The organism is Metaplanococcus flavidus (genome assembly GCF_042675885.1).
Taxonomy (GTDB): Bacteria; Bacillota; Bacilli; order Bacillales_A; family Planococcaceae; genus Planococcus; species Planococcus flavidus.
In genome coordinates, this window is record NZ_JBHTKI010000046.1 from 1 (window position 1) to 12,233 (window position 12,233).

Genomic DNA, 12,233 nt, shown 5'->3' on the forward strand with positions numbered 1-12,233 from the left:
CTTTCTCTTTTCTTATCAAAGAAACTCCTCCCAAAATTCAATTCTGGAAAGAGTATCTCACGAAGTTTCTTCTATTTAAATGTGTTCGCTATTGGACGCTTACATGAAAACGGAGCTGCTTCAAATTTAACCAGTAAATCTATAACTAATGCTGATAAAATTGAGAACTTTATCAGTTCGGTAGAACAGGTTGAAGTCACAACTCCTCCTAAAGAAGAGTTGGTAAAGAAGATACAAGAATTGAATAATCCAGGAAATTATATATTCGCATTATCTGACGGGAATTATGAAAAGAATTTTTATATTCATATTTTCAGTGATGGTATTATTCATTTCCAGTCTGAAACTACGAATGAAACTATTTATTCTTCAAAAGAAAAACATCCAGATATACTTGAGGAATTCAAAGATACGCTAGAAATAAGCTTCTGAAGCATCACCCCCGTAACCTTAAACTGATAATTTTTAAATATTGTGGTTTGAGCGTTGCATATGACACCTCACTGAAAAAGTAGGATTTTCGTACAAAGTTTCTGCTTTTTTTATTCGTTAAGGTGTACCTTTACGAAGGGTTTTATTCAATTAACTTGTAGTTGAAATCTGCTCATTTAAGGGTGGTGGGAAGATGTTATGTAAAAATGTTATAGCTTCGTGAACTCGGCCAATCCTATGGTTGAGTTTTTTTATATGAACTAAAAAACGCCAACCTGCTTAAGGATGGCGTTTGAAATTTAATTTTAATTGTTTTTGGAAATGGTTACAGTTTCATTAGGAGAAACGAACGTGTAAGAAATAACAGATTCCTCTAAAACCAAAGCATTGTCTACTAAGTCTTCACTTTCCACTTCTTGTATTTCTGAATTTGGAGATTCGTGCCTGTATCCATAAACCACTTTCGTTTCATCATTGATCTCTATTCTGTCGGAAGAAAATGCCTCTGATTCAGAAGAAGCTGAAACTAAATGTGCTGTTCCCTCTGAATAAACCCAGGTTCCATCTTCCTCATTAAATACCGCTAAACCTACACCTTTAGCTTTTTCTTCATTTTCTAGAGAATAAAAGACTAGCTTTCCATACTCTGTTTCCGTTTCTGAAATAATCTCATTGAAATCTTCCTGTAAATTAGCAATTTGTTCTTCTGGTGTTCCTATTTCAGTCTCAGATTCAACTGTTCCGTTGTTTGTTTCTTCCTGACAACCTGCAAGAAGAATAAATGTGCCAAACATTAAAGTGGCTAGACTTTTTTTAATGATTACAATCTACTCCTTTTATATAATCGATTATTCAAAATAGGTATATAAATCATTATAACTTACTTTTTAACATAAAACTGGTAATTCCTTTGAAAAGGAGTGCTTAAAATATCTTGTGTAAATGGATTAGAAGGGAGTTCTAACCGGATTTTCAGTTGACATATCACGTTCTTATCGGAAGGGAAAAACCTTTGTATCACTAACGCGTTCGGTTAACTGAAATAAAATCATAAATACCTTATAAAACCGCAACATTTTAGCAACAAACAGATTCCGTTTTAACAAACAAAATAGCACCCCGATTCGCAAGATGTTCACTGAAATCGCGAATCGTCGGTGTTATTTTTCCTTTTTATTCGCTAATATATTCCGATAAGGAAATCTAAAAACAAATAGTTTTTATAGAGAATTAAGGTAGAATGAAATGAAGAAGGAAGTTAAATGGAAATTCAGCATTAAGATTTAAAATCTAAGAGGGGAGGAGACTACTATGAAACGTAATTTTAAGTTATTCATTGTATTAATAGTCTTAGGGATAGTATTAGTATCAATATTTACCATATGGTCTATATCACAAAACAAGATTTCTTATGAAGAACCCCAGGAAGCACTATTAGCCGAAAACAAGAACTTGATTTTGATTCCTGCTTATAAAAAGCAGGGTGAAGCTCTATACTTTTTCATCAAAGATTCAAACAATATTGGTGCTGCTATGGTTAAAAAAGGACTTTTCGGATGGAAATCAGACTACTTAGTTTGGAGTACGACTGTTGATACGATAACTGATGAACAGATTAGGGATTATCAGACTTATGGGGAAGAAATAATATTTGGTTTGATGAAAAATGGACAAGATCTCACAGTAATGATTGACGACATGCCCTCTGGAAAAATTAACCTAGAAGTTTCTCTATATAAAGAATCGGTTGAGATGGACTTAAAAAACGTATACCTCTGGTATTTTGAAACGGACAATTTATCGAATATAAATGAACTGCAATTACACTTGGTTAATCAAAATACAAATGAAAAATTAGACAGTTATCCATTTACATATTAAGTTAAGGAAACGACATCGCATTTGCAGTGTATTTTGTCTAAAAGTGAGTTTTCCTTTCTCCGTTAAAATAAAAACTTTCTCAGTATGTGTTTCATCTCCCGACTGTTGTATTAACAATTCGACATTAGATACTGGTAAATTGATTAAGATTGCTTTTATATCGCGCCAAAGAAACCGTTTATAAAATAGCGGAAGCCAACTCCAAGCCTTTCAGAATTATCTTCTTCTTTGTTACAGCTGGTGTCGTCTTTACTAAAACTTCATTAACAGAGCGTTTTAAGAAGAAAAAGATGAGCTAGTTGTTAATTGAAAGAGGTTGTGTGTGTTTGGATATAAAAGAGACCATTTATAGAATATAGAAGTCGCTATCCATAAGTGATTCTAAATAGAACAATTAGTTAGGTGCAATGATAAAATGTAAGAGACATTTTCACTAAAAACCTTATTTATTGGAGGGGAATGGGAATGAAAAAGTATTCGTGGATAAGTTATTTATCATTGGGAATTCCACTAGTGTTAATTGCTTTATGGTTTGTATTGCCGAATTTAACCCAAGGATCTTTGACTAAAACTATTTTTTATGCACAAATTATTGGCGCTCCATTAGCAGTTATTTTAAGCATGATTGCCCTGATTAAAAAGAATGAAAAAAATATGATCGCTATTTTGGGGCTTGCTTTAGCATTGATTTTGCTAATTATACTAGCAATTCTTGTGATTTTTGTCAGGTCATATACACCATAATACAAGTGAATCTTCTTAAATTAACGTGCTTCAATTTAATGAAAAATGAACTGCAAAGGAATTAATGTCCTTTGCATTTTTAGGTGAGGTCTTTCAAATCAAAGACATTATCCGCTAACCCAATACGTTTTGCAGTAACCAACTCTTTCCTATCGCTACCTTTCTTCCTTTATGCGTAAAATATTATGTCGCAATGAAGTTGAAATTCAGCGAAATAAAATTATGTAAGGAGGGGCTAAATGAGTTATTTCTTCTTAATACTCATGGTTCTTTAATAATTCTCGCAAATATTATTGGATTTATATCCTACAATATAAAGAAGAATCTATATGGTGAACTATATATAGAGGTTGTGTAGAAATGTACTTAAACGAAGGAGCAGTTTAGTTTAAGAAGAGTTTTCATATATAAATCTTGACCTAATTGAACAGTTGATTCATTAACAGATAACAGAAATAAGTGGAGATGATTAATTGATTATTTTTTTCGAGATACTTCTTGTCGCTTTAGTTGTTACGGCAAACCTAATCGGGTTCTTCGTCTTCAAAAAGAGTAAAAACCTATACTTAGCAGCATTGGTTATTTTGGTGCTAGCTGTAATATTTGGAGCAATTATGACCATTTTGGTTTTATCGATTTTGAAAGATACCTTTGCGGCAATTTCAGGTTTAAACCTTGCTCTCTTTTTATTTTTCCGTTTGTCAATATAAGCTAGACAAGTCCATTCCATTCAGGTGACTCAAAAATGCCTCCAGGGGTGTGCGGTAGTCCAGCGACTTCCTTGGGATGTTATTCCGCTTGTCAGCTACCGTGGAAATGAACGGTTGATCGACCTCGTTGAAGTCCATTTCCTTTGCCAAGCCGTCTTTTCGAAGGAGCCCGTTGGAGTTTTCATTTAGCGCACGTTGGGAAGGCGTGCCGGGATCCGCAAAATAAATCGAGACGTCGTGCCGGTTGCACAACGGCTTCCAGTTGGAGAATTCCTTCCCACAATCAAAAGTAATAGATTTGAAGAGATTTCTCGGGATCCGTTGAAACCACTCATTCAAAGCGGTTTCAATATCGCATGCCTTGCGTCCTGCAGGCTTCAAGGCGATGATGACTTTCGTCAGCCTTTCGACCAGCGTAATCACCGCACTTTTGTGGCGGGCGCCCACAATGGTGTCACCTTCGATGTGCCCGAACTCTTTTTGGAAAGAAGGATAATCGGCTTCCCTTTCGGAAATATGCCGTTTGAACGCCTGCTTTCCCCGGCGTTCCTGGTGGCCATTGGGTTTCCGTTTCCCTTTCATCGGCAGTGTGGCGACATCAAAGACACGATTTTTGAACATGCGGTAAAGCGTACGAATGGAACAATCAAGGACCATCTCTGCGCGGCCAACAATGACGTCAGGTGTCCAACCTTGGGCCACCTTTTCTTGGATATAGGCCATTTGTTTTTTCGGTAAGACGATTTTCCGTCGGCCGCAGCGTTTCTTGTTTTTCTTGTACTGTGTGTAAAAATCGAGAGCTGTGTGACCTGATTTCAGAAAGTTAATGACATTATAAATCGGCTGCCTGGAACGGCTTAGGCGTTCAGCTATTCTCGTTACAGGTATATTTTGATGATAATAAGCTTCTATCATCACCAGTTCGTCCGTGGTAAGATGGGTGTAGGTCATTCGTGGTCACTCCTATGTTTTTCTTTGGTCGGAAAATACATTGTGAGTGTACCACGGATGGCTTTTTAGTTGTCTAGCTTAATTTTACAATCGGCGTTTTATAACAGTATGTTCGTCTTACTTTTCGCCATTGTAGTGTCGATAATTAAAAAAACCAAAAAGTATTTACAGTAACCAGAGCAAAGGTAGAAATCACAACTATCAAATTGACGGTCTTCTCTTATGGTACTAAAGGGGTGCTGTAGTTGAAGAAAAAATTAAAAGTAAATAGAAGAAAAATCTCAGTTCACTGAACTGAGATTTTTTAATTTCAATTACAATTGTCACTACAAATCAGTGTACAATTCATTACGTAATTTTATGTGCATTTTATAGTGTGATTTCGTGTTTTGTGATAGGTAACGGAACCCGTTTCTATATTCTGTGGCTTTTACAATATTACTATTAGCAGTTTTATTTGGGTCAGTGGGTGGTGTGTTGGCACTATTTCTTATTCGTGACCATTTTGCCGTATTTTATGGCATGCAAATAGGAAACTAGCTACTAATAAATAGTTTCACCGTTTTTTATTTACAGGCACGAACTACCGGTCTAATTGGTGTTTAAATATGGTTTGCTTCTCTCGACTTAACAACTGAATCTTAACATGCGATTTTCCAGTCGTTATCATAAACATATTTTGGAAAGAAATGAAATTCGTTATTTTAAAAGACGCCTCTAATAATTAGGGAGTTTATATAAGACTTGGTTTGATCCCCTCTTTATTTCCATTTTAGATAAATTTTAAGTATTGGATTGACAATTTTTATGTATTAACCCTATAATACACTTAAGGTGTATGAATCAATTAATACATACACATTTGCATCAAAAGGATGTATAGGAGTTGTTTCGATGGAGAGAAATAATAATAATAATCGCGACCCAGTCTATTTACAAATCATTCGTTACTTTAAAGAGCAAATTGCCATTGGTGAATTGCAGCCTGGTGATGAAATACCATCCAGACGTGAGCTGGCTAACAGGATGAAAGTAAATCCGAACACAGCACAACGAGCTTATAAAGAAATGGAGCTGCAGGAATTGATCTATACGGAACGTAACCACCCGAGCAAAATTACTACAGATACCAAAATACTGGGAAAAGTGAGAGAAGAGTTAATTATTGAAGCTGTTGATGCATTTGTGACATCTGTTCAGTCCATTAATGTGCCTGTTGAAGAATTGCTTGAATTAGTCAGAACAAAGTATACGGTCCAGGATGATGAGGAGGTAAAAGCATGATTGAAGTGAAAGAGGTTGAAAAGAATTATGGGCGGAAGAAGATACTGAAAGGTGTATCTTTTACAGCGAACAAAGGTGAAATTACTTGTTTAATTGGAATTAATGGAGTTGGGAAGACCACAGTTTTGAATGCCATTATGGCACTTACTCCTATAAATAAAGGGCAGATTTTAATAGACGGATTACCATTAGATAAGACGACATTCGAAAAAATCGCCTTTATCCCTGATACCACTACAATGCTTCCGCAAATGACCATAACAGAAGCCATGGAGTTTATGAAAGATTTTTATAAGTGTTGGAACCAGGAACGTGCTACTGAATTGTTAGCCTTTTTTAGATTAAATCAGCGTGATCGAATCGCTTCTTTGTCCAAAGGAAATGCTGCAAAAGTAAATCTATTGCTCGGTTTGGCCCTAAATGTGGATTATGTATTAATGGATGAGCCATTTTCAGGAATAGACATGTTCAGTCGTGAGGAAATTGCAAATGTATTCACGAGTCATTTGCTTGAAAATCGTGCTGTAATCATTACGACTCATGAGGTAGGAGATATTGAGCATTTAATTGATAAGGTTGTCCTGCTGGATGATGGAATGGTGACAAAGGAATTTAGCGCTGAGGAAGCTCGTGAAAACGAAGGGAAGTCTGTCATTGATGTAATGAGAGAGGTGTATCAACGATGAACAATTATTTGAAGCTCGTTAATTTTGAAATTAACCGTATTGCAAAACTATTTGCTGTCTTGCTTGGTATCACATTCATTACGCAGATGATCGGGGTTATTGTTAAATCAAGACAGTATATGAACCTGGCTAATGAGAGCATCTTTGGAGAGATGACTCAAGCACAGTTTCTGGAGCAAGTCGGTCAAATGAGCTTCTTACAGGTAGCAAAAAGTCTATGGTTCGTGACACCAATTGCACTCTGTATTGCTGGAATTGGATTCTATATTTTCCTTATCTGGTATAGGGATTGGATTGGGAAAAATACGTTTGTATATCGATTGTTAATGCTTCCAACAACCCGTTTGAACATCTTTTATGCAAAGATTACTACAATCCTGGCCATGACATTCGGCCTGGTCGCTTTTCAACTTATCTTACTTCCAATCGAGATGGCCTTTATGAAAACCCTGGTGCCAGATGAATTCCGAAGCGATATGACTGTGAAAGCATTTGTGGCAAGTTTGCCTGAATTAAATATCGTTATTGCAAGTAGTATTGGTGAATTTTTCTTATATTATGGAGCGGGATTGTTGGTTGTTTCCATTCTGTTCACCGCGATACTTTTGGAAAGATGTTTCAGATGGAAAGGGATTTTGGCTGGCATTATATATACCGGTCTTGCAATAGCTGTTTGGTTGCTACCGATATTTTTACATAAGTTTGTTTTGAATGGCTTTTTCTATCCAATGGAATTGTTAGTACTTGAAATCGGTATGGGTTTAATTGTTCTCACAGCATCTATTTGGTTTAGCAGATTTTTATTGATGAAAAAAATTACCGTATAAGGAGTGGAGAAAATGAGGAAATACTGGAAATCAATGGCGATTGTTATAGGTATTGTACTTGGCATCGGAACTTTTTATGTGAATTCTGCCATGTCCGCTGAAAATTACCCAGACTTTGCTATTCAAACTCTTAGTGGGGATCCAGAAGAAGTGGAATCATTAGTTTTAGATGGATCTTATATAATTTCTTCACCTGCGAATTATGTAAGCACGGACTTAAAAATTACTGCTCAAGGTTCTTCATATCATAGTCGTTCTTTTTTAGACCGGATAATCGGATATTATCCGACTGTGATTAAAGAATTGCAGGAAGAGCATCGTACCTTCATGAGAGGAAAGCATCCAATGGTTAACCTGTTTTTTGAAGACAATGAGTTTCTGGCTTATGCATATGCAGATCATAGAATAAGTTCGCTGGGACCGAATAACTTTAATTTTGAAATATCAGTTTTAAATAAAGCTGATGATAAAGTAAACTCCTTTACATTGGAAGTGCCAGATGAAGAGAACGTGAATCATGTTTTCGTTATAGATGTGCAATTGGTTGAGGACACGATATATATTATTACTCAAAACATGATGAGAAATAATGAAGGCTTTAATGATGAAATGCATATTTATGAGATTGATTTAGTAAGTCAAGAACTAACTAACAACGAAGCTTTATTAAAATATACTCAGTGGAATGAAGATATACATACACATATACAATTAGTGGAAAACAGTCCAACCGCAGCGAATAAACATATAATCCTGCTGAAAATGGAAGAAGCAATGATGGAGGCAGCAGAATCCATTAGAGTAACAGACTCTAAGCAGGAAATCATATTCTATAATCTGGCAACAAAAGAAAATGAAACAGTGAATGTACCAGGCTTAAGTCTGGAGGAGAACCAACTCAGTTTCGTTGAGGGTTCAACAATCTATTTTACAAGAATAGAAGAGCAAGAACTGATAATAACTCCGTATCGTTTAGGGGAAAACCAGGTTGATCAGGATTTTAGAATCCAACTCCAAGCAACAATAGAAAATGAACCTCTCCAAATTCCGATGATAAGCGTTAAAGAAGGCAAACTTTATGTCGTCAGCTATCAAATGGATTCAAATTCCAATGGGGATGTTGTAGTTGTAGACATTCAAACAGGAAAGACCCTTTTTGAAGGACAAATTGCATTAGAAACTTCATCCGAAGAACAGGGAAAATTCGAATTATATCTAAACGAAATATATATAAATTAATGGATAAGTGGATATGAGAAATGCAGAAAACCTGATGTTGCTGGAGGACCTGGACATGGTTCGTTCATAGGTATATTTGTGTTACCGCAAGTCCTTACCAATAACCAGAAAGATATTTGATGAAAAATAAAAAAGGCAGGTGCAGCTTGAAATGAATAACGAAAATGTGCAAACAAGCAGCACTCTGTCTATTGAAGAGGAGCTGCTGACTAAAGAAAAGCGGTATGAGCTATTAAAACTGATGAGTGAACTAGGCGTGTTGGACCGTGATGTATTGGTAATGAAGTTCATCCAGGGCAATTCGAATGAAGAGATAGCCCTGAACACGGGAATGGTCCAAGACATAGTTGAGGATCGAATTTATCAGGCTTTGAAAAAGTTGACTATAACATAAGATAAATTAAAATGAAGATTTTGATTATAAAATAGGAAATGGAGTAGTTGAACTAGAAGCATACTATTGAGAAAAATATCTTGTTCTAAACTGAACCCCAAATGGTAGACACTTTAAAAAGTGAATCCATTTGGGGTTCAGTTCACAGCTCATTATAGAATCCTTCCCCTTTTTTATCTGTATTCTAAAATATTCTAGAGTCTTAAGATGTTACAGTCATATACAATATTTAATTAGTTTAGTGTAGTTAGAATCCAAATTGTTTGTGAAAGACTATGTCTATTAATGGCACTTGATTGCTATTCTTACGTTGAATGGTAAATAAATATAGAAAGGGAGTGCGCTTTATGCCATTTCGGAGCATAGTATTGTTAATTGGAGCCGTTTCAATATTTGTATTCGCGACGCTCGCTAGCTGGTACGAAGGGGGACAGCTTCGCGACAACTCTTGGGTATGGGAACACACCGCGATTTTCTCTAATTGGGTCAATGACGGTTACACAACTGCAGAAAATCTGTTAGTAATTGATCATTTTGTTTACGCTGCCAAATTTGAACCTCTTTTTCCATTGTTGATGGCCAGCTCATTTCTTTGGGTAGTTTTTCAGCTGACATTTTGGTTATTTAAGGGTCGCAGAGCCGCTAGAAATACCATCTTGCTCCTTATTACCATTGCATCATTTACATTGTGCAGCAGCCTCTTTGATTCTCCGACAACTGGTTTCAAGTTGTTTTCACTTTTCTTTGGAGTAGTAGGGTTAGCATCCCTTTTGAGTGTGTTTCTTATCGATGGTAGAAAAATAAAAGAATTGAATCAGTTTTACCTATTCTACAACAAGTGAAATTTATATAAAGGCGAATCTTTTTTTAAAATATGCAGGTTAACATTTGAGCGATTATCAGAAGTAGTGGTTATTCTAATAGCAACACATAAAGAGGAAAAGCCGTGCTGATCAGCGAGGCTTTTCCTCTTTTGTCTGTTTAAGTGTACTTTTACGTACGCTTTAAATTTCTAAAAATTCTTAGGTATATTACTTTAATCTGAGTTTATTGAAAATGCATTGCAACGGTACACTGATGAGGCTGTTTTAATATTCACAAATCATTAATCGGTTGTTCATTTTACTGAATCTATATAAGGTTCTGGGTATATATGGTAAAATAATTGTAGAGTTTGTAAGAGACTGTGCTTAAACTTTCGTAGCAGTTGAGTTAAAAAAATACATAGATTGAGTTAAGTATTTAGAAGGGAATGGTGAAAAGTATTTTAAAAACATTTATAGGAGTTATGCTAGGTACGGTTATAGCAGTATTTGCAATTAGTTTATGGAGAAATGAAGAGATGAATTGGGAACAAGTTATTACTACAGGAGTCGGGGCCGTGATAGGATTGCTTATACTAGCAGGAATAAAGCGGGCTATAAAAAAAGCGGAAGACGATACCCAATGAATAGCAGTGGTTTCATTTTAAGTACGGCGCTTTAGTTAAAAAAGATATAATAAAAAGTATAATATTCATGACTCAGTTTAAATGAACTGGGTTATTTTTTTGCAAACAAAAAGTGCTGTAAAATACAGCCCAAGTCACGGGGAGAGTTTATACTCCAGCAGAATGTCGTCAGTCAGCATTTCCGGATCATTGATGATTCAAATTATCGGTGGTTCAGTTCATTTGAGATGGAGGAAGACATGCTGCACCTGAAGTATCTGGAAAAGAAAGTGAAAAAATGACCCGCTCCTGGTATGAATAAAAAAGGTGATGCAGCTTTACTGACCGCTTTTTTGATCTTTCGTTCATTCAAGAAACAAGACGTGACTTTTAAGTATCTGGGACCCATGGGGCTGTTGCTGTTTATAGCAGCATTCAGTGCTTCTATTTGGTCGCTTATCGTGATGGCTATGTGGTGGGGATAGCATTCATTTATAACGCACACATGGAATCAATGGTGGAATTTCGCAAACAGGGACGCATCAAAAAAATTTGGAGAAAACATCAATTCATAAAATCATTGAGGGAGAGGTTCATAAAATGAAGTTGAAATTTTTGGTCTTTCTAATCAGCTCGTACTTAATTGCCTTTTCAATAAACTTAATCCCTTCAATAAAGTACCCGGACTCAAGTCTAAACGTATTCAATTTACTTGCTACAGCGTTGTTTCTGGTGGCTTTTCTGCTTGCCATTAAAAAAGGGGCTTCTAGTGGCAGATACCATAAAAGCGTAAAGCTGTTATTATTAGTTGGTTTTTCATCTGGCCTGGTTGTCTATGTCTTTAAACTGTTGGAAGACTCATTGATGAATTATGCTTTTCTCGATGTGATAGCATCCATTCCATACCCATTTTATTTGCTGTTCATAACACCGTTATTCGGTATGAATTACTTGGTTGATATAAGTTATGAAACCTTCTCGTTGTTGATGTCCGCCGTGTATGTCCTTATATTCATCTCAGTCATAAGCTTTAAAAAAGCAGATGCCCAAAATGTATAGAGCAGGTTTCTTCGTAGAGTATTTTTCTAAAGGCAATACGAAGTGTTTCAATTTTTTTAATTCGTATATCAACTGCTAAACCTATACCTATTTCAAGTTGACGGATCTGTTTTATTGCTCAACTGAAGAAAGCTAGAGCAACAAAAAGTTTACATATGAGAGGTAATCAGGAGTTGCTTAAATAAAAAATGAATAATCTAAGAGAGTGCGAAAATTACGATTATCGCACTCTCTTTTACAGAATATCAAGAATGCATATTTTTTATACAATCCTTTAAGTACATCCTTTAAGACCACTTGAGTTTTTTATTCATTATTTACTTTAATGAACTCTTTCAATTAATTTTGTAAATAAAGCTTATAGAAAAAAGAGTGAGAATTGATTTAACTCAATTCTCACTTCTATATATTCAAAACTTTTCTTAATTTCCATTCACTAAATATAAAAAAGTAGAGAAAAACTAAATATGAAAATAAATAGAATTTGCAAGTATTTGAGTAAATTTCATAATTCCGAGACCTTGCGGCTCTAGGTGTGTAACGGCATGAAAATAGAGCACCTCCCCAAATCCTGTATAATGGTAGTCACCACAACAA

General features: G+C 35.5%; 14 protein-coding genes. 12 read left to right on the forward strand and 2 right to left on the reverse strand.

The features are described from left to right. Nucleotides 1-432 (forward strand): hypothetical protein (locus ACFQ1X_RS15735; protein ID WP_379083351.1); only part of this gene is annotated, 432 nt, incomplete at its 5' end. A 305-nt stretch (nucleotides 433-737) separates the two neighbouring features. Here ACFQ1X_RS15735 and ACFQ1X_RS15740 read toward each other — a convergent pair. Continuing rightward, a complete protein-coding gene (locus ACFQ1X_RS15740) occupies nucleotides 738-1,226 on the reverse strand; it encodes a hypothetical protein (protein ID WP_144841611.1) in 489 nt (162 codons plus the stop codon). Nucleotides 1,227-1,743: 517 nt separating this feature from the next. Here ACFQ1X_RS15740 and ACFQ1X_RS15745 point away from each other — a divergent pair. The 3 genes from ACFQ1X_RS15745 to ACFQ1X_RS15755 all read left to right on the forward strand — a co-directional run bounded on the left by ACFQ1X_RS15745 (nucleotide 1,744) and on the right by ACFQ1X_RS15755 (nucleotide 3,767). Then, a complete protein-coding gene (locus tag ACFQ1X_RS15745) occupies nucleotides 1,744-2,313 on the forward strand; it encodes an aspartyl-tRNA synthetase (protein ID WP_144841610.1) in 570 nt (189 codons plus the stop codon). Between the two features lie 465 nt (nucleotides 2,314-2,778). Beyond that, nucleotides 2,779-3,057, forward strand: a complete 279-nt coding sequence (locus tag ACFQ1X_RS15750) for a hypothetical protein (RefSeq protein ID WP_144841609.1) — start codon at nucleotides 2,779-2,781, stop codon at nucleotides 3,055-3,057. Between the two features lie 473 nt (nucleotides 3,058-3,530). Then, nucleotides 3,531-3,767 carry a 3-isopropylmalate dehydrogenase gene (locus tag ACFQ1X_RS15755; RefSeq protein WP_379083354.1) on the forward strand — a complete coding sequence of 79 codons (237 nt, stop codon included), beginning with the start codon at nucleotides 3,531-3,533 and terminating at the stop codon, nucleotides 3,765-3,767. On the opposite strand, the gene ACFQ1X_RS15760 is transcribed toward ACFQ1X_RS15755, so the two are convergent. Continuing rightward, nucleotides 3,759-4,718, reverse strand: a complete 960-nt coding sequence (locus tag ACFQ1X_RS15760; RefSeq protein WP_071151788.1) for an IS30 family transposase — start codon at nucleotides 4,716-4,718, stop codon at nucleotides 3,759-3,761. The two genes, ACFQ1X_RS15755 and ACFQ1X_RS15760, sit on opposite strands and share 9 nt — an antisense overlap. 894 nt (nucleotides 4,719-5,612) lie before the next feature. Here ACFQ1X_RS15760 and ACFQ1X_RS15765 point away from each other — a divergent pair. From ACFQ1X_RS15765 to ACFQ1X_RS15800, 8 genes are all read left to right on the forward strand, one after another. After that, a complete protein-coding gene (locus tag ACFQ1X_RS15765) occupies nucleotides 5,613-6,002 on the forward strand; it encodes a GntR family transcriptional regulator (RefSeq protein WP_144841607.1) in 390 nt (129 codons plus the stop codon). After that, on the forward strand, nucleotides 5,999-6,688 hold the full coding sequence (locus ACFQ1X_RS15770) for an ATP-binding cassette domain-containing protein (protein ID WP_144841606.1): 690 nt from the start codon (nucleotides 5,999-6,001) through the stop codon (nucleotides 6,686-6,688). Before ACFQ1X_RS15765 ends, ACFQ1X_RS15770 begins: the two co-directional genes overlap by 4 nt. Further along, on the forward strand, nucleotides 6,685-7,515 hold the full coding sequence (locus tag ACFQ1X_RS15775; RefSeq protein WP_144841605.1) for a hypothetical protein: 831 nt from the start codon (nucleotides 6,685-6,687) through the stop codon (nucleotides 7,513-7,515). Before ACFQ1X_RS15770 ends, ACFQ1X_RS15775 begins: the two co-directional genes overlap by 4 nt. 12 nt (nucleotides 7,516-7,527) lie before the next feature. Beyond that, nucleotides 7,528-8,754 carry a hypothetical protein gene (locus ACFQ1X_RS15780; protein WP_379083357.1) on the forward strand — a complete coding sequence of 409 codons (1,227 nt, stop codon included), beginning with the start codon at nucleotides 7,528-7,530 and terminating at the stop codon, nucleotides 8,752-8,754. A gap of 151 nt (nucleotides 8,755-8,905) precedes the next feature. Continuing rightward, nucleotides 8,906-9,148, forward strand: coding sequence for a sigma factor-like helix-turn-helix DNA-binding protein (locus ACFQ1X_RS15785; protein WP_144841603.1), 243 nt, complete (start codon nucleotides 8,906-8,908; stop codon nucleotides 9,146-9,148). Nucleotides 9,149-9,516: 368 nt separating this feature from the next. Continuing rightward, nucleotides 9,517-9,990 carry a DUF4306 domain-containing protein gene (locus ACFQ1X_RS15790; protein WP_379083359.1) on the forward strand — a complete coding sequence of 158 codons (474 nt, stop codon included), beginning with the start codon at nucleotides 9,517-9,519 and terminating at the stop codon, nucleotides 9,988-9,990. 413 nt (nucleotides 9,991-10,403) lie between these two features. Next, complete coding sequence (locus tag ACFQ1X_RS15795; RefSeq protein ID WP_144841601.1) at nucleotides 10,404-10,598, forward strand: hypothetical protein; 195 nt, start codon at nucleotides 10,404-10,406, stop codon at nucleotides 10,596-10,598. Nucleotides 10,599-11,177: 579 nt separating this feature from the next. After that, the gene (locus tag ACFQ1X_RS15800; protein WP_144841600.1) at nucleotides 11,178-11,636 is read left to right on the forward strand and encodes a hypothetical protein; all 459 of its coding nucleotides are present in this window, start codon (nucleotides 11,178-11,180) and stop codon (nucleotides 11,634-11,636) included. Nucleotides 11,637-12,233: the final 597 nt, after the last annotated feature.